Consider the following 22,538-nt stretch of genomic DNA (forward strand, 5'->3'; position numbering starts at 1 on the left):
CGCAAGGCGCTTGCGCCGAGTGGGATGTTTTTGAGTCTTTCTCCCTCTCCCCCGATTGCGGCAGGCCGATCGCATATCGCTCTTGGCTGCAGCCGCGCGCACGCCTCGTCCTTCGAGACGACCGCTTCCAGCGGTCTCCTCAGGATGAGGCTAAGCAGCACTGTGCTCCTTGAGACTGCAGCCAAGCACTCCGTCCTCATCCTGAGGAGCCCGCCTCAAGCGGGCGTCTAAGGATGGCCGCGGGGAAGGCTCTCAACTGCGATAGCCCTGCCACAAGCGGGGAGAGGCGAAGAGATCTCACCGCGCTTCTTCGAAGCCCGCCAGCACAGAGGTCAGGTTGCCGCCGAGGATGTCCGAGAGATAGCCGCCTTCCTGCACGAACACGGTCGGCAGGCCCATCTTCGCGATGGCCTGGCCGATGCGGCGGAAGCCGGGCGTGGTGACGGCCAATCCCTTCAGCGGATCGTGCTCGGAGGCATCGAGGCCGAGCGCGATGACGAGGGCTCCGGGCGCGAAGGATTCGATCGCCTTGCGCGCGAGATCCAGCGCCTGCATGTAGCCGTCATCGCCGGTGCCGATGGGAAGCGGAATGTTGAGATTGGTGCCGAGGCCCGGCCCTTCGCCGCGCTCATGCGCATAGCCCCACACGAACGGATAATAGGCGGTCGGATCGGCATGGATCGAGATCGTGTAGACGTCGGGCTGTGCGTAGAAGATGCCCTGCGTGCCGTTGCCGTGGTGGACGTCGACGTCGAGGATCACGACGCGCTCGTGCTTCTGCCGCAGATGCGCGGCTGCGATCGCGCTGTTGTTGAGGAAGCAGAAGCCGCCGGCCATGTCGCGATAGGCGTGATGGCCGGGCGGACGGCAGAGCGCATAAGTGGCATCCTCGCCGTCCATCACCATCTGCGCGGCGGTCACTGCAACGTCGGTCGCGGCGCAGGCCGCAGCCCAGGTGCCAGGACCAATCGGCGCTGCGGTATCGGCGGTGTGCCAGCCGAGCTTGCCGACGATATGGGTCGGATAGGTCGCGGCATGGCGCACCGGGTGGATGTTGCCGATCATCTCCGGGCCGGAATCGCCGAGCGTGGTCCAGGCGTCCCAGGCTTCGCTCAGGAATGTCAGGTATTCCGGACTGTGAATGCGTGCGCGCGGCCCCTGGCCGAACTTGGCCGGCTCGACCAGTTGATGCTTACCATCCTTCAATCCCTTGAGCAGGCGGTCGGCGCGCTCGGGCTGCTCGGTGGTGCGCTTGACGACACCGCGAACCAGGAAGAATTGCGGATCATGGCTGCGGTGCAGCTCAGTATGGACGGCTTTCACTCAACACTCCGTGGTCGCAGGTTCTCTTGACGTGCCACGAAAGTCTTGATCTCCGCGGCGGCGAGATGCAAGCAAGAAGAATGCCGCACCCGTGCGCGCGGCTCTGGATCGGAAGCAGATCATGCTCTAGCAGCGCCCGCGCTGGAGGCAGTGCTCGCGGCCCTGCTGGTCGGTGCGGAAGGCCTCGATGAAGCCACCCTGGCGCTGGGCGACGAAGACGGTTTTTCCGTCGCTGCCGCCGAAGGCGAGGTTGGTTGGCTCCTTGGCCCTCAGCGGGATCTCGCGCTCGACCGCACCGGTCGGCTTCATGAGCGCGATCGTGCCCTTGAGAATGCGCGCGACATAGAGACGGCCGGCGACGTCGGTGCGCAGGCCGTCGACGGTGTCGGGCTGAAACGTCTTGACGAGTCTTGCGCCGGTGAGCTCGTTGCCACTGATCGCATAGGACCAGATCTGGCCGCTGCTGGATTCGCCCACATAGAGCGTCTTGCCGTCAGGGCTGAGGTCGATGCCGTTGGTGGTGCCCATCGCGCGCGGCGCCGGCATGATCTGCCCCTGCACCGTGCCGTCGGCGGCCTTCGCGATGCGCCAGATGTGGCCTTCGCGCCCCTTCCAGTTCGGATCGCTCGCATAGATCGTGCCGTCGTGCGCGATGGTGATGTCGTTGGGCTGGTTCATCTCGTCGGAATGAAACCAGAGGGACGGTTCGGTCGCGCCCTTCGCAATCGCGAAGATGTTGTGTTTCTTGTAGTCGGCAATGAACATGGTGCCGTCGCGCGCAAAGCGGATGGCATTGCCGACGCTGCCTTCGGGCAGCACCGTGAATGGCTCCGACGCCGCGCCGCCGGGCGGCAGCCTGCCGATAGTGCCGGGCTTGCCGAGATTGACCACGAAGAGGTTGCCGTCGAGGTCGGCGGCGGGTCCTTCGATGCCGAACGTGTATTCGCCAGCGGGCGTCACCTGTACGCTTTCGAACAGCTTGGTCTCGGCCCAGGCGGGCGCCGTGGCGATGACGACAAAGATGCTACCGCACAGGCACCAGAAATTCCTGCCGGATGTAATAGCCATCGCCGTCGGTGCACTCGCCGTTCAGATAGGGATCGGCCGGCCGGAAGAATCGGCTGAAGCCGGGTTTGTCTACAGCGCTCCTTTGTGTCACGACAACGACCTTGGCGGCCGGTATTTCGCCGCATTCCTTGTTGGTCTTGCCAAAGAACTTGCGCTGCGGCGGGCCGGGCTTGATCCGCATCCGCGTGCCCGGAACCATCTTCGCGACGAGCAGATCCGCCGCATCCAGCAGACGTTTGTAACCAGGCTCGGTCTTCGGCAGGCTCTCACCACCCGGCGGCATCAGCTTCTCAGCGCCAAGGCCGCGCAGGCGCGTGCGCAGCTTGCCGGCGTCGGGATCACCGGGATAGATCCAGCCGTCCTGCGACAGCATGAAACGGAACACGGCGCCGTCCTTCTCTGCCTCCGATTGGCCTGGCTTCAAGCCGAAATCCGAGTGGCAGCCGACGCAATGCTTCTCGACGAGGCCCTTGCGCAGCGTGGTCAGGCGAACGCTGCTCTGTGCATCCCTGGCGACGAAGGCCGCGAGCTGATCGATCATCGCCTGGCTGCGCGTGTCGCAGGGTAGCGGTGACGGCGAATCACCCGCGGCGCGATCGATGCGGATCACGGTCTTGTTCTTGTCCTCCACCAGCCAGATCGCGCCGTCCTCCGCGACCGTCATGCCGACCGGCGCGCCTTGCGGCCGCGCGCCGTTGACGCGGTGCCAGCCTGGAATCAGCTCCTCGAACGGCGCGGCAGGGACCTCGCCAGCATCGGTCTGGAAACTGCGGGTCGGCTCAGCCGCGCAACTGACATGATAGCGCACTGGTGCCGGGGCAGGTTTGGGGAAGCCGTGATCGTCGACGTCATAGACGAGCAGGCGGCTGCCGGTCGGTCGATAGCCGTGCAGGCCGACCAGCAGCTTGCCCTCGAGCTCCGGGAATTTGCCACCGTGATAATACAGCATCGCGAGCGGCGCGCCATGCGGCGGCAGCAGCGAGAGCGGCGGCTTGTAGAGCGCATTGGCCGTGCAGAGCGACTTGTAGGCCCCGGATTGCAGCACGAGCCTGAATTCCGGACTCGGCGTCGACAGATCGTAGCAATAGGGCCAGCCGTAGTGCCTACCCTGTTCAATCGCGTTGATCTCCTCGTTCGGCTTGAAGATGTCGGGCAGATCGCGCCCGTTCTCGCCCTGCAGGAAGGCGTAGCCGGCATCCGGAAAATTCGGATGCAGCGCCAGCGCCATCGAGTTGCGCAAGCCCCGCGCATAGACGGCGTGCGGTGGGTCGGGATCGCCAGGCTTCAATGCCGGGAAGACGCCTGCGGGCGGCGTGAACAGCCAGATCGATGCCATCGCGGAGGCGCCCTCGGCCGCAGCGCAGGGCTTTGTGATCGGCGCCGGTGTGATGCAGTCATCGCTGTGCGAGCCGACATTGACGAACAGGCGCCCGGACTTGTCGAACACGAATTGCTTGAGCGGATGCGCGCTCTCGTCCAGCTTCGTGCCGTCAGGCAACGTGATCCTGCGGCCGGGCAAGTGGCGGATGATGGTCTCGACCGTGCTCCGTGGATTGTCGGCGAGCGGATCGAACCGGAAGATCGCCTCCGCGGTCGAGGCATAGAGCTTCCTGTCCGGGCCGATGACGAGGCCGAACGGATATTCTATCCCCGTCAGCAGCTCCTTGAAGCGTTGCCCCTGGGGTGCATGCGGATCGAGCAGGAGCAGCCGCCCGTCGGCATGACCCCAGCCGCCCATGCGGCGACGACGAACAGGTCACGGCCGGGCACCTGGACGATCGAGCGCGGGAACTTGAGGCGGTCCTCTTCGCTGGCGACGAGGCCGGCGCAGAATCCCGCCTTCATGTCGAGCTGGATCCTGGGGAAGGCGAGATCGCCGCTGCCGCACGATTCCGTGCCGATCGCATAGCCGCTTTTCCTGACCGGCTCGGACGACGCCGGAGCGAAGCCGAGCAGCGCGGCCGCCAAGACCACGGCCAAGACCGCCGCAAGCAAGCGCAGATTTCGCCGTCTGCTCTCGAATGTGAACTGGCTCACGGTCGCCCCCGACTTCCCGCGGACGTTGTTTCACGCCGCCTGGGCCCCGTCCAGCCATCACCCGCCTGTGATTAAACCTGTAACGACCTTGGTGCCGACCAATCTCCGTAAATTCCCTTACCGGGCTCGACCCGAATGTTTCGCGAATGCTTAGGGTGGTAGCGGTTTGCCGTCCCAATCGCTTTCTACAGGAGGCGCTCATGGTCCAGGTCTATTTTCACTGCTCCAATACCGAGGGCACGCTGATCGACCGCTACGGGGCCGCCGTCGCCAATCTGACCGAGGCGCGCGACCGCGCCACCCAGATCATGAACTCGATGATCCAGACGCCCGGTGCCGAAGACTGGCGCGACTGGGTGATCCATGTCAGCGATGATGACGGCGAGGAGATCTTCGATCTCCCCTTCACCGCCATGCTCGGCAAGCCGCATTGAGGTGATGCCATGTTGCTCGCTTCCTTGAGCCTGCTCCGCCAGCCCCTGAGCTTCGTCGCCAGCAAATGGCAGACGCTGATCCGCGTCGCGGGCAATCCCTACCGCCCCGAGTTGCACTACATGCGCGGACCTGGCCCGAAATGGCACGCCAAATATCAGGCCAGCCGGCTGGATCGCATGCGCTGAGGCGGCGGTCCCCCTTTTTCGGCTAACCGTCTCCTCCACTCCGTCGTGCCCGGGCTTGTCCCGGGCATCCACGTCTTTGCATCCAGAAAAAGTGGATGGCCGGGACAAGCCCGGCCATGACGACGTGGCGACAGGACCCCACCCTCACCTCCCGGTAAACTTCGCCTTGCGCTTCAGGATCCCGACCGCGCCATCCCGCGCTTGTTTCACACCTGCCATGTCGCGCCTCGCTTTCGATGTTCTCGTTGGCGGCAATGTGCCATTCTTCGCGCGCTCCGCTAATTGCGGGGTCCCGCAATGAAGCCAAGACACAGATCAAGACGACATCATGCCTCACCTGTTCAGCCTCAACCAAACCGTCCGCAAACCTGCAGTGGAATCGAAGGGCGGCATTGTCGCCTCGCAATCGCGGCGGGCTGCTGAAGTCGGCGCGCAGGTGCTGGCCGCGGGCGGCGACTGCGTGGACGCGATCGTCGCGACCACTTTTGCCCTGAACGTGCTGGAGCCCTGGAATAGCGGTATCGGCGGCGGCGGTGCGATGGTGCTCTACCGCGCGAAGGAAAATCGCTACGAGGTGATCGACTACGGCATGTGCGCGCCGCAGAGCCTGCGCGCGGCCGACTATCCGCTCAGTGGCGAAGGCGCGGCCTCCGACCTGTTTCCCTGGCCGCGGGTGAAGGACGATCGCAACATCCATGGTCCCGGCTCGATTGCCGTGCCCGGCGTCGCTGCCGGAATGGAAGAGGCGCATCGCCGCTACGCCAAAATGCCGTGGAAGGATCTGGTCGCGCCGTCCGCCGCGCTCGCCGGCGAAGGCCTGCTGGTCGATTGGTGGACGACGGTGACGATCGCGGGCTCGGCCGCCGATCTCAGGCGCTATCCCGCAAGCGCGGCAGCGTTCCTGAAAGACGGCCTGCCGCCGAGCGCGCCATGGGGCATCAAGTCCGAGACACGGCTGCCGCAGGACACCCTGAAGGCGACGCTGTCACATCTCGCCGAGGCCGGCCCTCGCGATTTTTACCAGGGCGACCTCGCCAGGAGCATCGCCTCCGACATCAAGGCCGACGGCGGCTCGCTGTCGGTGGAGGATCTCGCCGCGTTCCGTAGCCATCTGCGCGAGCCACTGGCGATCCCCTATCGCGGCGGCAAGGTGCTTGCGACGCCGGAGCTCACGGCGGGGCCGACGATGGCGCATGCGCTGCGCCTGTTGCAGCAGAACTTGACGCCGGCAGGCACGCCGGATGCCGCCGCCTATGTCGAATATGCGCTCGCCTTGCAAGCAGCCTTCCGCGAGCGTCTCAAGGATATGGGCGATGCCGACGGCAAGCGCTCGCTTGGCGCGGAATATCTGGCGCCCGCCTGCACCACGCACTTCTCCGTCGTCGACCGTCACGGCAACATCGCGGCGGTGACGCAGACGCTGCTCTCGTCCTTCGGCTCGAGATATGTGACGCCGCACACCGGTATCGCCATGAACAACGGCATCATGTGGTTCGATCCGGCGCCGGGCACCACCAACTCGCTGGCACCCGGCAAGCGCTGCCTCTGCAACTACACGCCTGTTATTGCCGAGACGAAGGACGGCACGCGCCTTGCCATCGGCGCTTCTGGCGGACGTCGCATTCTGCCCTCGGTGATGCAGCTCGTATCCTTCGCGATGGATTTCGGCATGGATCTCGACGCCGCCATCCACCAGCCGCGCATCGACGCCAGCGAGGGCGCGGTCGTGATCGGAGACGGCCGGCTTCCAGAAGAAGCACGCAAGGCGCTGGCCGCGCGCTTCGACTACGAAGAAAGCCGCGTGCAGGCGTTGTCGCATAAATTCGCCTGTCCGAGCGTGGTGATGCGCGAGGGCGACACGAATTTTGGCGCGGTCGAGATTTTTCATCCGTGGGCCGAGGCGGTGGTGGAAGGCTGAGCACACGGATCAATGCGAGATTATGCCATCGCTCGTTGAGCCAATACGCAATTGCGCATCTGCGCGAGCGTCATGACTCCTCCACATTCACAGGGAACTTACCTGCCCTCCGTTCGTTCATTGAACGGACAAATGCGCTCACCCCAGTGGAGGACATGATGAAGAAACTTGCGCTCGCCGCGTCGCTGATCGTTGCGGCTGGCCTCACATTTACCAGCCCTGCACTGGCCAAGGGCGGGCATGGACATGGGCACGGACACGGTCATGGCCACGCGATGGGCCATCATTACCATGGCACGCCGCCGGGATGGTACCACGGGCGCAAGGTCGGCTGGCGCGGCATGGGCTGCCCGCCCGGCCTGTGGAAACAGGGCCGCTGCTGACATCGCATCGAGCAAGGCGCTGCCTCGGCAGCGCCTTCTCTATATCCCCAACCGATCTCTCACCCGGCCCGCGATCACCGCTGTCGTCACCCCAACCGGCCAGAACGCGTGCAGCGGGATCGGCTTGATGCCCGTGATCGGCATGTCGATCTCGGCCTTGGCGCCGCCGATCAGCCGGCGCGCGAGGTGGGCGCCCATCGCGGTCGAGAGCGCGACGCCGCGGCCGTTGCAGCCGAGCGAGATCAGGATGTTCTCCGCGGGCTCATGCACATGCGGATAGTGATCCCCGGTGATGGCAAGCCGGCTGTTCCAGCCATGGGTCCAGGCAACGCCCTTGAGCTGGGGCCATAGCCGCTCGGCGTAGCGCATGAGATAGGCCACGTCATACGGCGACTTGATCCAGCGCATCGGGCCGCGGCCGCCCATCAAGAGACGGTTCTGTTGATCGATGCGGTAATAGACCGTGATGTGGCCGCTCTCGTAGAGAACGGGGCGGGTCGGCATGATCGAACGGGCGAGCGCGTCGGAGAGCGGCGCGGTCGCGGCGATCGAGGAAAACACCGGCACGATGGTGCGGCGGAGCGCCGGCCAGAGATCGTCGGTGAACCCGTTGGTGGCGAGCAGGACCTTATCCGCATGAACCACTGCGCGCGGCGTCTCGATGCGCCAGCGCGTGCCGTCGCGGCGCAGCGACAATGCCGGTGTCTCGCCATGGACCTTCGCGCCCGCCGAGATCGCCGCGCGCGCAAGGCCACGGGCGTAGCTCAGGGGATGCAGATCGCCACCGCGCGTATCCAGCATGGCACCGAGGTAGCGGTCGGTGCCGGTCATCTCGCGCAGCTTCTCGCGGTTGAGGTACGTCACCGGCATGCCGCGGCGGATGCATTGCTGCGCGGTCTTCTCGATCGCGGCGGCGCTGGTCTCATTGTAAGCCGCGCGCAGCGTGCCGTTCTGCCGCGCCTCGCAGGGAATCTGGTAGCGGCGAATCAGGTCGTGCGTGAAGTTCGTCGTGCCGTAGGAGAACGCGATCATGCGGCGGCCGAGATCTGCGCCGAAATCGGCCTCGATCTGATCAGGATCGTGCTTCAGTCCGGGATTGGTGTGGCCGCCATTGTTGCCGGATGCGCCCCAGCCGGGTTCCTGCGCCTCCAGCACCAGCGCCTCGACGCCCTGCTCGGCCAGATGCAGCGCCGTGGACAGGCCGGTGTAGCCGCCGCCCACGATCGCGACGGAGACATTCTTGTCGACATCGAGCGGCGGCGTGGCGACCGGCGCAACGGCAGTATCGGCATAGAGCGAGGGCGGCAGAGGCAGGCGCGTCATGGCGAAGTCCGGTCAGAGCGGATGCAGCACGCGGCGCAAGAAGTCCTGCGTGCGTGGGTGCTGCGGCTGGTTGAGCAGCGCCTTGGCTGGCCCCTGCTCGACGATGACGCCGCCGTCGATGAACAGCACGCGGTCGGCGACATCTCGGGCAAAGCCCATCTCATGGGTGACGACGACCATGGTCATGCCATCGTCGGCGAGCTTGCGCATGACGCCGAGGACGTCGCCGACCAATTCAGGGTCGAGAGCCGAGGTCGGCTCGTCGAACAGGATCGCCTTGGGCTGCATCGCCAGCGCCCGCGCGATCGCGACGCGCTGCTGCTGGCCGCCGGAGAGCTGCGGCGGATGCGCGTCGGCCTTTTCCGCAAGCCCGACCTGGGCGAGCAGCGCCCGGCCGCGCTCCAGCGCGGCAGCTCGCGATTCCTTCTTCACATAGAGCGGCCCTTCGACCACGTTCTCCAGCACTGTCCGATGCGGGAACAGGTTGAAGCGTTGGAACACCATTGAGACCTGGGTGCGGATGTTCACGATCGACGGCGCGTCGCGATCAACCTTCAAGCCTTCGACGCCGATCTCGCCGCGGTCATAGCTTTCGAGGCCGTTGATGCAGCGCAGAATGGTCGACTTGCCGGAGCCTGACGGCCCGATGATGCAGACCACCTCGCCCTTCTCAACGGAAGCCGTGATGCCCTTGAGCACCTCGACCTTGCCAAAGCTCTTGTGGATATCGTTCAGCTCGATCATCGCTTGCCGGCCCGCTTCTCGAAGTGACGGACCAGCAGGATCAGCGGAATGCTCATGGTGAGATACATCAACGCAACCAGGGTGAACACGCTGGTGTTCTTGAAGGTCGATGAGGCGATCAGCTTGCCCTGCAATGCGAGCTCGGCCACCGTGATGGTGGAGGCCTGCGAGGAATCTTTCAGCATCATGATCATGACGTTGCCGTAGGGCGGCAGCACGATGCGCACAGCCTGCGGCAGCACCACGCGGCGCATGGTCAGCCACCAGCCCATGCCGATCGACTGCGCCGCCTCGATCTGACCCTTGTCGATCGCCTCGATGCCGGCGCGGAAATTCTCCGCCTGATAGGCCGAATAGGCGATGCCGAGCCCGAGAATCGCGGCCTGCAAGGCCGTCAGGGTGACGCCGAGATCGGGCATCACGAAGTAGAGGTAGAACAACAGCACGATGATCGGGATGCCGCGGATCACGTTGATCAGGCTGGCGCTGAGCATCGACAGCGCCTTGATGCCGGAGACCCGCATCATCGCCCAGACGAGGCCGAGTACCGTCGAGAGCAGCAGCGAGCCCACCGTGACGATAATCGTCAGGGCGACGCCGTTCAGCAGGATCGGGAAGAACTCGACGGCGTCGCGCCAGAAGCCTTTCATCGGGCAGCCTTCATCGATCAGACGTTATCGATCAACCCTGCGCCTTCAGGCCCCATTTATCGAGGATCTTGTCGATGGTGCCGTTGGCTTTCAACTTCGCCAGTGAGGCATTGATCTTGCCGAGCAGCGCGGTCTCGCCCTTGCGGACGCCGATGCCGACCGAGCCGACGGTGACCGGCTTGTAGCCGTCGACCAGGCGCACCTCGGGGAAGCCGCCCTGCTTCAGATTGTAGGCGAGGATCGGATAGTCGGCGTAGCCCGCCTTGAGGCGGCCGGTGTTCACGTCGCGCAGGATGTCGGGGATGGTGTCGTAAGCCTTCACCTCGGCGAACAGACCGGTCTTCTTCAACGCGTCGACGAAGGCGGTGCCGACCTGGGCGCCGACCGTCTCGCCCTTCAGATCGTCCTGCGTGGCGTAAGCCTTGGTGTCGGTCTTCGGCACCACGAGGCCCTCGCCGTAGGTGTAGATCGGGTCGGAGAAGTCGACGACCTCCTTGCGCGGCGGCGTGATGAACATCGCCGCCGCGATGATATCGATCTTGCCCGAGGTCAGCGAGGGGATCAGCGCCGAGAACTGCATCGGCTCGATCTGCACATTGAAGCCGGCATCCTTGCCGATCTCGGTGATGAGATCGACCATGATGCCCTGGATGGTGTTGGTCTTGGTGTCGAGGAAGGTGAAGGGAATGCCCGTCGGCGTCGAGCCGACCTTCAGCACTTGTTGTGCCGAAGCCGGCACGGCTGTGGCAATGGCGAGTGCCGCGACTGCGGCCTGAACAAAACGCTTCATCGCATCCCCCTTTGGGCCTGGCCGGTGGCGGCGCTCACGCATGTCGTGATCAGACGTTGCGGGCCGCGCCGTTTCGGCCTATTTTCACCAATATGAAAATTTGGTCACACTTTCGCGGACGATGCAAGCGGTTTTCATGCAGATGAAGGAAGCGGCCTGACGTGAGCGGTGGCAAAAGAATGCGCAAGCCGGCCGCCGCAAAGCCGGCCAGGAAGGCGAGAGCCAAAGCTGTCGCCAAGCCGGCCAAGCCCGCGATGGACATCGCGGTCGGCCGCCGCATCAGGGATCTCAGGCGGGTTAGGCAATTCTCCCTGGAGACCGTCGCTGCCCGCACTGATTTGTCGATCGGCTTTCTCAGCCAGATCGAGCGCGGCCTGTCGTCGCCCTCGCTGCGCGTGCTGGCAACGCTCGCCGACGTGCTCGGCGTCGGCATCGCCGCGCTGTTCGGCGCGAGCCCGAGCGCCGACGGCGGATCCGACCAGGTGGTGACGCGCGGCCTGCAACGGCCGGAGCTGAAGCTGTGGCGCACGGGCGTCTCGAAACAATTGCTGAGCCCGGCCAATGCGGACAACAAGCTCAACCTGTTCCTGGTGCATCTGGAGCCCGGCGGCTCCACCGGTGACGAGCTCTACACCCATGATGGCGAAGAGGCCGGACTCGTGCTCGAAGGCGAGATGATGCTGACGGTGGACAGCGAGACCTGGTCGCTGAAGACGGGTGACAGCTTTCGCTTCGCGAGCCGAAGGCCGCACCGGTTTTCCAATCCGGCGCAGGATGCGAAGGCGGTGGTGCTGTGGGTGAATTGCGTGACGGGGGCGGTGTAGCCTGGTTGCGTCATTCCGGGGCGCCTCGAAGCGGCGAACCCGGAATCTCGAGATTCTCAGGTGCGCAGTTGCGCACCATAGTTCGATGCTGCGCATCGCCCCGGAATGACAGCGTCAATCACCCAAACCGATACTTGTACCGCTCCACCGTCAACGCACTCACGTCGATGTCCGGCTTCCTGCCTGACAGCATGTCGGCGAGCACGCGTCCCGAACCGCAGGACATGGTCCAGCCCAGCGTGCCGTGGCCGGTGTTGAGGTGGAGGTTGCCGTATTGGGTCGGGCCGATCACGGGCGGGCCGTCCGGCGTCATCGGGCGCAGGCCGCTCCAGAACGTCGCCTTGGCGAGATCGCCGCCGCGCGGGAACAGATCGGTCAGCGAGTGATCGAGCGTGGCGCGGCGTGCATCGTAGAGCTTGTCCGAATAGCCCGAGATCTCGGCGGTGCCGCCGACGCGGATGCGATTGCCGAGGCGGGTGATCGCGACCTTGTAGCTCTCGTCCATCACGGTGGATTCCGGCGCGCCGGAAGCGTCCTTGATCGGCACCGTGATCGAATAGCCCTTCACGGGATAGACCGGCAGCGAGATGCCGAGCGGCGCCACCAGCCGAGACGACCAGCTGCCGAGCGCGAGCACGTAAGCGTCCGCCTGCAGCAGGCCGGCGCTGGTGGCGACACCGCTGACGCGCGCGCCGTCGGTGACGATGCGATCGATGCCGGTGTTGAACATGAAGCGCACACCGAGCGCCTGGGCATGCTTGGCGAGCGACTGCGTAAACATATGGCAGTCGCCGGTCTCATCCTGCGGCAGGCGAAGCCCGCCGACGAACTTCTCCTTCACGCCTGATAGCGCCGGCTCGACCGCGATGCAGCCTTCGCGGCTCAGCAGCTCAAAAGGAACGCCATATTGCTTGAGCACGGCGATGTCCTCGGCCGTGCCGTCGAGCTGGGCCTGGTGCCGAAAAAGCTGCAGCGTGCCCTGCGACCGCTCGTCATACTGGATGCCGATGTCGCGGCGCAGATCGCGCAAGGCATCGCGGCTGTATTCCGCAATCGGAATCATCCGGCTCTTGTTGACCGCATAGCGCGCGCTGGTGCAGTTGCGCAGCATCTTGAGCAGCCAGACCCACATCACCGGATCGAGCTTCGGCCGGATCACCAGCGGGCCGTGCTTCATCAACAGCCACTTGACCGCCTTCACCGGCACGCCGGGGCCGGCCCAGGGCGAGGAATAGCCGGGCGACACCTCGCCGGCATTGGCGAAAGAGGTCTCCAGGGCCGGCTCCGGCTGACGGTCGACGACCGTCACCTCATGACCGGCACGAGCGAGGTAGTAGGCAGAGGTGACACCGATGACACCGCTGCCGAGGATCAGAACTTTCACGCTTGGTCAAACTCCCGCGGCATCACGCTCGCCGCTGCCAGGAAACAACTCGCAACGGCGAGAGCAATTATCAGGCCACCTTCTTGATGGCGTCGCCGAGGATCGAGACCATCTGGTCGATGTGGCTCTTCTCGACGATGAGCGGGGGCGACATCGCGAAGCTGTCGCCGCTCATGCGCAGATAGAGACCGGTGTTGAAGCAGTCGACCATCACGTCATAGCCGCGCGCGCCGACGACACCGTCGCGCGGCGCCAGCTCGACCGCGCCCATCAGCCCGCAATTGCGGATGTCGACGACGTTCGGCAGGCCCTTGAGCGAATGCAGCGCATCGCGCCAGTACTCGGCGATCGAGGCACCGCGCGTGAGCAGGCCTTCGGCCTTGTAGATGTCGAGCGTTGCGATGCCGGCGGCGCAGGCGGTCGGATGCGCGGAATAGGTGTAGCCGTGGAACAGCTCGATCTGGCTCTCGGGACCGACCATCAGACCGTCATGCACCTTGCGGCTCGCGAACACCGCGCCGCAGGGAATGGTGCCGTTGGTGATGCCCTTGGCCGTGGTCATCAGGTCCGGCGTGACGCCGAAGAAGTTGGCGGCGAACGGGGTGCCGAGACGGCCGAAGCCGGTGATGACCTCGTCGAAGATCAAGAGGATGCCGTGCTTGTCGCAGATCTCGCGCAGGCGCTGCAGATAGCCCTTCGGCGGCGGCAGCACCGCGGTCGAGCCCGGCACCGGCTCGACGATGACGGCGGCGATGGTCTCGGCGCCGTGCAGGGCGACCAGACGCTCGAGATCGTCGGCGAGCTCGGCGCCGTGCTCGGGCAGGTCCTTGGCGAAGGCATTGCGGGTGAGATCATGGGTGTGGCGGATGTGATCCACGCCCGGCAGCAGGGTCGTGAAAGCGCGGCGGTTGGCGACCATGCCGCCGACCGACGTGCCGCCGAAGCCGACGCCGTGATAGCCGCGCTCGCGGCCGATCAGCCGGGTGCGGCTCGCCTGGCCGTTGGCACGGTGATAGGCGAGCGCGATCTTCAGCGCGGTGTCGACCGATTCGGAGCCGGAGTTGGTGAAGAAGACGCGGTCGAGGCCCTTCGGCGCGATCTCGGCGAGACGCTCGGCGAAGTCGAACGCCAGCGGATGGCCCATCTGGAACGAGGGCGCGAAGTCCAGCGTCATCAGCTGGCGCTCGACGGCGGCGGCGATCTGCTTGCGGCCGTGGCCGGCATTGACACACCAAAGGCCGGCGGAGCCGTCGATCACCTGGCGGCCGTCGACGCTGGTGTAGTACATGCCCTCGGCCGAGGAGAACAGGCGCGGCGCCTTCTTGAACTGCCGGTTGGCCGTGAACGGCATCCAGTACGAATCGGTCTTGATGGTGTTCGGAATCTGATGAAGGGTCACGGCCGCGCTCCTTTGCTGACGCCATAGCTGAGCCACGGCTTCGAAACCGCAACAAGTCCTTTTCTGGTGACCTGCAAGCCATTGATTTGACTGGGGCTGCCGGTCCATATTTGCGCGATCCGCAACACCTGCAACAGGGTTTGGGCTATGAGCGTCGACATCGGTGGACGGCTGCGATTCATCCGGGCGCGCCACAAGCTGTCGCAGCGCGAGCTGGCCAAGCGTGCCGGCGTCACCAATTCGACGATCTCGCTGATCGAATCCAACCAGATGAACCCCTCGGTCGGCGCGCTCAAGCGCATCCTCGACGGCATCCCGATGGGCCTCGCCGAGTTCTTCGCGCTGGAGCCGGAATCGAGGCGCAAGATCTTCTACCGTGCCGAGGAGCTGACCGAGGTCGGCAAGAAGCCGATCTCGTATCGGCAAGTCGGCGACAATCTGTTCGGCCGCAGCCTGCAGATCCTGAAGGAGCGTTACGAGCCCGGCAGCGACACCGGGCGCGTCCATCTCGTCCATGACGGCGAGGAAGGCGGCATCGTGATCTCGGGCAAGCTCGAGGTCACGGTCGAGGACGAGCGCCGCATCCTCAATCCCGGCGATGCCTATTATTTCGAGAGCCGCAGGCCACATCGCTTCCGCTGCGTCGGCGGCAAGCCGTGCGAGGTGATCTCGGCCTGCACGCCACCGACGTTCTGAAGGCGAGATCGGCGCATCCGGCGCGGCTCGTTCACCTCTCCCGCTTGCGGGAGAGGTCGGCGCGTCCGGGCGATGCGAAGCATCATCCCGCGCGCCGGGTGAGGGCTTTCTCGTCTTGGGGATTGTCCCATCGCGGAAGCACCCTCTCCCCAACCCTCTCCCGCAAGCGGGAGAGGGAGCGCACCTCCGTCATTGCAGCGATTTGGCCTCATTTCATCGCGCTTCAGAGCTGCGTCAGCAACTCCTCGATCCGGATCGGGAAGCGGCGGACACGCACGCCGGTCGCGTGCCAAACGGCGTTGGCGACTGCACCGGCGCTGCCGGTGATGCCGATCTCGCCGACGCCCTTGATGCCGAGCGCATTCACGTGCGGATCGTGCTCCTCGACAGTGATGACGTCGAGCGGCGGCACGTCGGCATTCACCGGGATATGGTACTCGCCGAGATTGGCATTCATGATCCGTCCGCTGCGGCGGTCCGTGATCGCCTCCTCGTGCAGCGCGAACGACAGGCCCCAGATCATGCCGCCGAACAGCTGGCTCTGCACCATGCGCGGATTGACGATGCGCCCGGCGGCGAAGGCGCCGACCATGCGGGTGACGCGGACCTGGCCGAGCTCGGGATCGACCTTCACCTCCGCGAACACCGCGCCGTGGGCATGCATGGCATATTCCTCCATCGCCGCAGGATTCGGCGCGCCGGTGCCGCGGGCCTCGATCTCGGCAACGCCGGCGCGCGCCAGGATCTCGGCATAGCTCTCGCTGCGGCTCTCGTCGTCACGACGGATCAGCCTGCCGTCCCGCGCGATCACGCCGGCATTGCCGGCACCGAACAGCGGCGAGCGTTCGTCGGTCGTGGCGAGATCGGCGAGCCTTGCGATCACGGCCGCGCCGGCGCTGTGGATCGCAGCGCCTGCAGTTGCCGTGTGCGCCGAGCCGCCGGCGATGCCGGCATCCGGCAGGTCGGACGTGCCGGCCTTGAATTCCACACGATCGACATCGAGACCCACGGCATCGGCCGCGATCTGCGCCAGCGCCGTCCAGGCGCCCTGCCCCATGTCATGCGCGCCGATCTCCATCACGCCCGAGCCGTCGCGGCGGATCGCCGCGCGCGCCTCGGCCTGGAACATCAGCGCCGGGAAGGTCGCGGTGCCCATGCCCCAGCCGACCAGAAGGCCGGCATCGTCGCGCATCTGCCGCGGCTGGAGCGGCCGCTTGGCCCAGCCGAAGCGCGTCGCGCCCTTCTCGTAACAGGCCCGCAGCGCTTTCGAGGAGAACGGCTTGCCGCTGATCGGCTCGACCTCGGCGTAGTTCTTCAGGCGGAAGGCGAGCGGATCCATGCCGCAGGCCCAGGCCACCTCGTCGATCGCGCTCTCCAGCGCGATCGAACCGGTCGCCTCGCCCGGCGCGCGCATGAACAGCGGTGTGCCGGTGTTGACGCGCACGGCATCGTGCGAGGTGCGGATCGCAGGCGCCGCATAGAGCGTGTGCGAAGCATCGGCGGCGGGCTCGTAGAAATCGTCGAAGGTGCTCGACACCGTTCTGGCGTGATGATCGAGCGCAGTCAGGCGGCCCTCGCCGTCGGCGCCGAGGCGCAGGCGCTGGCGGGTCGGCGCGCGATGGCCGACCGGGCCGTACATCTGCTCGCGGCGCAGCACGAGCTTGACTGGCCTGCCGACCAGCTTGGCAGCCATGATGCCGAGGGTCGGCGGGCCGGCCATCAGCCCCTTGGAGCCGAAGCCGCCGCCGAGAAACGGGCTGCGGATGTGGATCTTGTCGTGCGTGATGCCGAACAGTTCGGCGATGCGCGCCAAAGACAGCATCAAGCCCTGGGTCGGCATGTCGACCGACAGATGGTCGCCGTCCCAGCTGGCGACGATCGCATGCGGCTCCATCGCGTTGTGATATTGCGGAGGCGTCTCGTAAACCGCCTCGATCTGCTTCTCGGCAGAGGCAAGGCCCGCCTCGACATCGCCGTGGTGATGCTCCGCGGGGTTGCCGACACCGACGACCGGCGGCACGTAGCTCTCGCCCGCATCGAGGCCGACCAGCGCCGGCAGCACCTCATAGCGCGGCGCCAGCAGCGCCGCGCCTTCCGTCGCGGCCTCCAGCGTTTCGGCAATCACGACCGCAATCGGCTGGTTGGCGTAGCGGACCTCACTGCTCTGTAACACCTCCATCCGGAACACGAACGGATTGGTCTTGATGTCTGGGTCGATCGCGAGTGCTGGCTTGTGGTCGGGCGTCATGACGTCGACGACGCCGGGATGGCGCTTTGCGGCGGCGACATCAAGCGAGACCACGCGGCCGCGCGCGATGCTGGAGACGGCCATCGCCGCAAACAGCATGCCGGGTGGATGATTGTCGGCGGCGTAGGTCGCCCGCCCCGTGACCTTGAGGACGCCGTCGCGGCGGGTCAGCGGCTGGCCGATATTCGAGCCGTGCCGCAGATGGGCGGGAGCGCTGGTCAGGTTGAGCTCAGGCATGGATGGCTCCGGAGGTCGAGGCAAAGGGAGAGGCCGGCAGCGCCGGCAGGCGCGCGGGCGTGCCTGCGGCGGCGAGTAGGAGCGCGCGCACGACGATGCGACGCGCGAGCTCGATCTTGAAGGCGTTGTCGCCGGACGGTTTTGCGTCGGCGAGCGCACGCCATGCCGCCTCCTGGAACGCGTCTGCCGTTGGCGCAACATTCCTAAGCACGTCCTCGGCTGCGCGAGCGCGCCAGGGCTTTGCGGCGACACCACCGAGTGCAAGCCGCGCCTCCGCGATTCTGCCGTTCTCGATCCGCAGCGCAGCGGCGGCCGAGACCACGGCGAAGGCGTAGGAGGTGCGCTCGCGAACCTTGAGGTAGCGCGCATGCGCGGCAAAGCCGCGCGCGGCGGGCGGCAGCCGCACCGCGACGATGAGATCGCCGGGCTCGAGCACGGATTCGCGCTCGGGCGCATCGCCCGGCAGGCGGTGCAGTTCGTCGAGCGCGATCTCGCGCCGGCCGGTCCTGCCCTCGATCTCCACGATCGCGTCGAGCGCAACCAGGGGCACGCAGAAGTCGGACGGATGCGTGGCGATGCAGCTCTCGCTCCAGCCCAGCACGGCATGGCCGCGGTTCTCGCCGTCGCTGGCGTCGCAGCCGGAGCCCGGCTCGCGCTTGTTGCAGCGGCTGGCGGTGTCGTAGAAATACGCACAGCGCGTCCGTTGCAAGAGATTGCCGCCGACGGTGGCGGCATTGCGCAATTGAGCCGACGCGCCGGAGAGCAGCGCTTCGGCCACCGCGGGATAGGACCGCGCGAAGTCCGCATCATGGGCGAGATCGGCATTGCGCACCAGCGCGCCGATGCGCAAGGACCCGTCGGCGAGAGTCTCGATTTGATCGAGCCCTTCGAGATGCGTGACGTCGACCAGCCGATCCGGACGGCTGACGCCCCCTTTCATCAGGTCGAGCAGGTTGGTGCCGGCGGCGAGATAGACGGCGCCCGGCTGGGCCGCGGCGGCAACGGCTTCGGTGATCGTGCCGGGCCTGACATAGTCGAACTGTTTCATGCGGAGCGCCTCTGATTGGTCTCGTCCATCCCGGCCTGCGCTTCCAGCACGGCATCGACGATGCCGGCATAAGCGCCGCAGCGGCAAAGATTGCCGCTCATGCATTCGCGGATGCGCTCGGGATCATCGCCGGCCTGGGCTTCGCGCATCATGCCGATCGCGCTCACGATCTGGCCGGGCGTGCAGAAGCCGCATTGAAAGCCGTCATGGGCGATGAAGGCGGCCTGCACGGGATGAAGCTGGTCGCCGCGTGCGATGCCTTCGATGGTGAGGATGTCGGCGCCGTCATGGCTGATGGCGAGCGCGAGACAGGAGTTGATGCGCTTGCCGTCGACGAGAATGGTGCAGGCGCCGCACTGGCCGCGGTCGCATCCCTTCTTGGTTCCGGTCAGATGGAGGCGCTCACGCAGGAGATCGAGCAGCGTGACGCGCGGATCGTCGAGGACGAAGTCGCGCCGCGCACCGTTCACGGTGAGGCTGATGGAGTGGTTCATACAAGGCTCCGATCAGAGATGGACATGAGTGATCGCGCGGCGCGCCACCGCCGTGGCCGCCGTCGATTGCGTGCCGCCCGCATGATGCGGGCCGGCACGTGAGCGAAGATACGGAGGCACCCTCCGCTTAACAAGGGCCGCCCAAAAATATTTGGAATTCGTCAAAAGCCCCTGCGCCACCAACGCGATGCAGCGCTGCGCGGGTCCGGCGAGGGTTCAATCTAACCAATTCGTGATCTACATTGCGCGCCATGGACGACCACACCGACCAGACCCGAAAGCCCCGCGCCGATGCCGTGCGCAATCGCGAGCGCGTGCTCGAAGCGGCGAAGGTGGTGTTCAGCGCGGGCGGCCGCGAGGCGAGCCTCGAGGCCGTCGCCAAACGCGCCGGCGTCGGCATCGGCACGCTCTACCGGCATTTTCCGACCCGCGAGGATCTGTTCGAGGCAGTGTACCGGCGCGAGGTCGAGCAGCTTAGCGAGCTCGCCGAGCAGCTGAAGAATGCCAACGACCCTGTGGATGCGCTGCGTCGCTGGCTGCGCTCCAACGTCGAATTCGTCGCCACCAAGAAAGGCATGTCGGCCGCGCTGGCGCTGACGTTCCAGAGCTCGTCGGAGCTTGCGGCGTTCTCGATGGACCGGCTGACCAAGGCGATCGGCTCGCTGCTCGACCGCGCCGTCGCCGCCGGCCAGATGCGCGCCGATATCAGCCCGGAGGATTTGCTGCGGGCGCTTGTCGGCATGTGCTACATGCACGACCAGCCCGGCTGGCAATCCTCGGTGCTGCGGATGCTCGACGTGTTCGTGGATGGTTTGCGGATGCAGCCGCCCAGCAAGGTCAAGGCGCGCTCGTCCAAGGCGACGAATCCGGCGACGAAGCGAAAGCGTTAGGCCCTGTACTCATAATGTCGGCTCCTGGGGCCGAGCGGAAATCTGCTGATCGGCCAGAGCACTGCTGCTTGCGGACGCACCGCGATCAAAGCCGATGCTCGCAGGCCGGCTCAGTTCGCAATTTCAAGACTGGCGGCAACGTTCTCGCCTGTTCGGGCGAGCCGACGCGTTCGTGTTGCTTCCATTGCTGAGGAAAGGTCGTGGATCAGCTTCTTAAGCTCCGGCGCAAGCTGTGCGGTATTCACGACCTTAATGATGTATGGAGGCTTGAGGGCATTCATGCCTCCCCCGAAAATTGAGTCCAGGAAAGCACCCGCCATGTCGCCATGCCATTCCGGTGCTCCTATCGCAGCCTTAAGTGCGGATCGAAAATCGGTTGCTGTTTCCCAACTGCTAGCGTCGAGTTCTATTGTGATAATAGTCATTTCGATGCTGTCCGGCCGTGCGTCCCTGATTGCACCAAGGTGACTACAAAGTCCCACCACGCCTGAAGCAATTATCCCATCTTGCCACTTTCGGGCCATTGCGCCAACTTCCGCTTGTGGCCCATCGGCGACCTTCAACGATGTCCGCTGTTTGTGCCGCCGTTGAGGGATGAGCGGGCATCTGCCGCACCCAAGCTAAGCGCGTGATTTCTGAGTACACCCCCCAGCGCCGCGGATGTGCTAAGATCGCCTCCGCCGGGATTTCAACGCGGAGCCTGTCATGCGCATCGCAGCCTTGCTGGTCGCTCTCATTGTTGTCGGGAGTCACGCTTCAGCGTTTGCCGGCGATGTTGCCGCGGCCCAAACCGTCATCCGCGCCCAGGAGCAGGCGTTCGTTCGCGACGATGCCACGGCGGCCTATTCCTATGCGGCACCGGCGATCAAGGAAATCTTTCCAGCACCCGACATCTTCATGTCGATGGTGCAGAACGGCTACGCGCCGGTCTACCGTCACAAGAGTTTCGAATTCGGCGAGAGCAAGACCGATGGCGGCTGGATCGCCCAGCGCGTCCATATCATCGACGCCAATGGCGAGGCCTGGGAGGCGCTCTACACGCTCGAGCAGCAGGGCGACGGCAGCTACAAGATCACCGGCTGCTCGCTGCTGAAGGCAGGACAGGCCGTTTAAGTGGCATAACCCGGGCCGGTCTTGACCGGGCTCATCCGCGCGCGGATCAAGAGCAGCACGACGATGCCGATGTTCAGCGCATTCCACGCCACGCCGTTCGCGAATGCCGCAGCGTATGAGCCGGTGGCATCGAAAATGACGCCGGACACCCAGCCACCGAAGGACATGCCGAACACGGACGCAAAGATCACGATGCCGACGCGGGTCGCCGCTTCGCTCGCCGGCATCGCCTCGCGCACGATGATGGCGTAGCTCGGCACGATGCCGCCCTGGAACAGGCCGAACATCGCGGAGATCAGATAGAGCGAGGTGAGGCTGTCGAAGAACAGATAGAACACTAGCGCAAAGCCCTGCGCCAGCGATCCGACCAGCAGCGTGCGGATGCCGCCGATCTTGTCGGCGAGATAGCCGGAGCCGATCCGGCTGACGATGCCGCAGCCCATCATCAGCGACAGCATCTCGGCGCCGCGCGCGACGCCATAACCGAGATCACCGCAATAGGCGACGATGTGGACCTGCGGCATCGCCATGGCGACACAGCAGGAGATGCTGGCGATCGAGAGCAGCACCGTCAACGTGTTGGTCGAGAGCCTGAGATCGACCCGCGGCGGCGGCGCGTTGGCATGATCGCGGACATGGTCGTCGCCCATCTGCGCGCGCAGGATCAGCACGAGCACCGCCATCAGGCCGGCGCAGACGATGCCGATGCCGATATGGGTGTAGCGCCAGCCGATCTCCTGCGTGCCCCAGCTCACGATCGGCGGCCACATCGTTCCCGCCACATAATTGCCGCTGGCGACGATGGTCACGGCCAATCCGCGATAGCGCTCGAACCAATGCGAGGCTTCGGCCATCAGCGGCGCGAAGGTCGCGGAGGTGCCGAGGCCGATGAGGAAATACGCCGCCACGAATTGCCAGAGCTGCGTCGACAGACCCGCGAGCACGTTGGCAACGCCGAGGAAGGCGATGCTGATCGCCATTGCCGGCACGATGCCGAATCGGTCGGTGATCTTGCCGGCGATCACGCCGCCAAGCCCGAAGCCGAACATCATGAGGGTGAACGCCAGCGACACCGCGCCGCGCGTGGCACCGAATTCGGCCTGCACCACGGGAATCACGACCACGACCGCCCACATGCCGACAGCGCCGATCGAGCCGATCACAAGCGCAATAACCAAGCGTACCCAGGCCTGACGGGAGTCAGGGGTGAAGGAACCAGGTGTTTGTCCTGAATGATTTGGCGCGTGCACGGGCCGGACCATGGCCCGCGGATCGCCACACGGTCAAGCAACGTGGCGATATATTGGGCATGCGCGGTGCACTGCGGTAAGAAGGAGCTTGGCGAACAC

21 protein-coding genes and 1 pseudogene are annotated in these 22,538 nt (G+C 65.5%); 8 read left to right on the plus strand and 14 right to left on the minus strand.

Annotated elements, in window-relative coordinates:
• Positions 1–297: 297 nt before the first annotated feature.
• The 3 genes and pseudogenes from YU9_RS0103640 to YU9_RS40935 form a co-directional block, all read right to left on the minus strand.
• Positions 298–1,323 (minus strand): histone deacetylase family protein, encoded by a 1,026-nt coding sequence (locus tag YU9_RS0103640; protein ID WP_027571534.1) that lies wholly within the window; start codon positions 1,321–1,323, stop codon positions 298–300.
• A 126-nt stretch (positions 1,324–1,449) separates the two neighbouring features.
• Positions 1,450–2,391, minus strand: coding sequence for an SMP-30/gluconolactonase/LRE family protein (locus YU9_RS0103645; RefSeq protein WP_027571535.1), 942 nt, complete (start codon positions 2,389–2,391; stop codon positions 1,450–1,452).
• Positions 2,348–4,428 (minus strand): annotated as a pseudogene (locus YU9_RS40935) (sorbosone dehydrogenase family protein). Before YU9_RS40935 ends, YU9_RS0103645 begins: the two are co-directional and overlap by 44 nt.
• Positions 4,429–4,628: 200 nt before the next feature.
• On the opposite strand from YU9_RS40935, the gene YU9_RS0103655 reads away from it, so the two are divergent.
• From YU9_RS0103655 to YU9_RS48865, 4 genes are all read left to right on the plus strand, one after another.
• On the plus strand, positions 4,629–4,862 hold the full coding sequence (locus YU9_RS0103655) for a hypothetical protein (RefSeq protein ID WP_027571536.1): 234 nt from the start codon (positions 4,629–4,631) through the stop codon (positions 4,860–4,862).
• 9 nt (positions 4,863–4,871) lie between these two features.
• Entirely contained in the window at positions 4,872–5,048 is a 177-nt protein-coding gene (locus YU9_RS48860) for a hypothetical protein (RefSeq protein ID WP_198028202.1), read from the plus strand.
• A gap of 328 nt (positions 5,049–5,376) precedes the next feature.
• Positions 5,377–6,966: a gamma-glutamyltransferase family protein gene (locus YU9_RS0103665; protein ID WP_027571537.1), complete on the plus strand. Its 1,590-nt coding sequence runs from the start codon at positions 5,377–5,379 to the stop codon at positions 6,964–6,966.
• Positions 6,967–7,124: 158 nt separating this feature from the next.
• Entirely contained in the window at positions 7,125–7,349 is a 225-nt protein-coding gene (locus YU9_RS48865) for a hypothetical protein (protein WP_198028203.1), read from the plus strand.
• Between the two features lie 39 nt (positions 7,350–7,388).
• Here YU9_RS48865 and YU9_RS0103675 read toward each other — a convergent pair whose 3' ends face one another.
• The 4 genes from YU9_RS0103675 to YU9_RS0103690 are packed head-to-tail and all read right to left on the minus strand — an operon-like array spanning position 7,389 to position 10,856.
• Positions 7,389–8,672, minus strand: coding sequence for an FAD-binding oxidoreductase (locus YU9_RS0103675; protein WP_027571539.1), 1,284 nt, complete (start codon positions 8,670–8,672; stop codon positions 7,389–7,391).
• 12 nt (positions 8,673–8,684) lie between these two features.
• Positions 8,685–9,416, minus strand: a complete 732-nt coding sequence (locus tag YU9_RS0103680) for an amino acid ABC transporter ATP-binding protein (protein WP_027571540.1) — start codon at positions 9,414–9,416, stop codon at positions 8,685–8,687.
• A complete protein-coding gene (locus YU9_RS0103685; RefSeq protein WP_027571541.1) occupies positions 9,413–10,066 on the minus strand; it encodes an amino acid ABC transporter permease in 654 nt (217 codons plus the stop codon). Before YU9_RS0103685 ends, YU9_RS0103680 begins: the two co-directional genes overlap by 4 nt.
• 31 nt (positions 10,067–10,097) lie before the next feature.
• Positions 10,098–10,856 carry an ABC transporter substrate-binding protein gene (locus YU9_RS0103690; RefSeq protein ID WP_027571542.1) on the minus strand — a complete coding sequence of 253 codons (759 nt, stop codon included), beginning with the start codon at positions 10,854–10,856 and terminating at the stop codon, positions 10,098–10,100.
• Between the two features lie 179 nt (positions 10,857–11,035).
• On the opposite strand from YU9_RS0103690, the gene YU9_RS0103695 reads away from it, so the two are divergent.
• On the plus strand, positions 11,036–11,680 hold the full coding sequence (locus tag YU9_RS0103695; RefSeq protein ID WP_036016984.1) for a helix-turn-helix domain-containing protein: 645 nt from the start codon (positions 11,036–11,038) through the stop codon (positions 11,678–11,680).
• A gap of 118 nt (positions 11,681–11,798) precedes the next feature.
• Here YU9_RS0103695 and YU9_RS0103700 read toward each other — a convergent pair whose 3' ends face one another.
• Positions 11,799–13,064 carry a D-amino acid dehydrogenase gene (locus tag YU9_RS0103700; protein ID WP_027571544.1) on the minus strand — a complete coding sequence of 422 codons (1,266 nt, stop codon included), beginning with the start codon at positions 13,062–13,064 and terminating at the stop codon, positions 11,799–11,801.
• A gap of 70 nt (positions 13,065–13,134) precedes the next feature.
• The gene (locus YU9_RS0103705; RefSeq protein ID WP_036016914.1) at positions 13,135–14,463 is read right to left on the minus strand and encodes an aspartate aminotransferase family protein; all 1,329 of its coding nucleotides are present in this window, start codon (positions 14,461–14,463) and stop codon (positions 13,135–13,137) included.
• 147 nt (positions 14,464–14,610) lie between these two features.
• Here YU9_RS0103705 and YU9_RS0103710 point away from each other — a divergent pair, with 147 nt between their 5' ends.
• On the plus strand, positions 14,611–15,159 hold the full coding sequence (locus YU9_RS0103710; protein WP_018646206.1) for a cupin domain-containing protein: 549 nt from the start codon (positions 14,611–14,613) through the stop codon (positions 15,157–15,159).
• A gap of 223 nt (positions 15,160–15,382) precedes the next feature.
• On the opposite strand, the gene YU9_RS0103715 is transcribed toward YU9_RS0103710, so the two are convergent.
• The 3 genes from YU9_RS0103715 to YU9_RS0103725 are packed head-to-tail and all read right to left on the minus strand — an operon-like array spanning position 15,383 to position 19,186.
• A complete protein-coding gene (locus YU9_RS0103715) occupies positions 15,383–17,644 on the minus strand; it encodes a xanthine dehydrogenase family protein molybdopterin-binding subunit (RefSeq protein WP_027571546.1) in 2,262 nt (753 codons plus the stop codon).
• Positions 17,637–18,692 carry a xanthine dehydrogenase family protein subunit M gene (locus YU9_RS0103720; protein WP_027571547.1) on the minus strand — a complete coding sequence of 352 codons (1,056 nt, stop codon included), beginning with the start codon at positions 18,690–18,692 and terminating at the stop codon, positions 17,637–17,639. Before YU9_RS0103720 ends, YU9_RS0103715 begins: the two co-directional genes overlap by 8 nt.
• Positions 18,689–19,186, minus strand: a complete 498-nt coding sequence (locus YU9_RS0103725) for a (2Fe-2S)-binding protein (protein WP_027571548.1) — start codon at positions 19,184–19,186, stop codon at positions 18,689–18,691. The genes YU9_RS0103720 and YU9_RS0103725 overlap by 4 nt, the downstream gene beginning before the upstream one ends.
• Before the next feature lie 251 nt (positions 19,187–19,437).
• Here YU9_RS0103725 and YU9_RS0103730 point away from each other — a divergent pair, with 251 nt between their 5' ends.
• A complete protein-coding gene (locus YU9_RS0103730; RefSeq protein WP_027571549.1) occupies positions 19,438–20,076 on the plus strand; it encodes a TetR/AcrR family transcriptional regulator in 639 nt (212 codons plus the stop codon).
• A gap of 110 nt (positions 20,077–20,186) precedes the next feature.
• Here the strand turns inward: YU9_RS0103730 and YU9_RS0103735 are convergent, their stop codons facing one another.
• Positions 20,187–20,639, minus strand: a complete 453-nt coding sequence (locus tag YU9_RS0103735; protein ID WP_156951654.1) for a hypothetical protein — start codon at positions 20,637–20,639, stop codon at positions 20,187–20,189.
• A 142-nt stretch (positions 20,640–20,781) separates the two neighbouring features.
• On the opposite strand from YU9_RS0103735, the gene YU9_RS0103740 reads away from it, so the two are divergent.
• Positions 20,782–21,189 carry a DUF4864 domain-containing protein gene (locus YU9_RS0103740; protein WP_027571551.1) on the plus strand — a complete coding sequence of 136 codons (408 nt, stop codon included), beginning with the start codon at positions 20,782–20,784 and terminating at the stop codon, positions 21,187–21,189.
• Here the strand turns inward: YU9_RS0103740 and YU9_RS0103745 are convergent.
• Positions 21,186–22,451: an MFS transporter gene (locus YU9_RS0103745; protein ID WP_027571552.1), complete on the minus strand. Its 1,266-nt coding sequence runs from the start codon at positions 22,449–22,451 to the stop codon at positions 21,186–21,188. The genes YU9_RS0103740 and YU9_RS0103745 overlap by 4 nt on opposite strands.
• Between the last annotated feature and the right edge of the window lie 87 nt (positions 22,452–22,538).

Source organism: Bradyrhizobium sp. WSM1743 (assembly GCF_000473065.1).
In the GTDB taxonomy this organism is placed as follows: domain Bacteria; phylum Pseudomonadota; class Alphaproteobacteria; order Rhizobiales; family Xanthobacteraceae; genus Bradyrhizobium.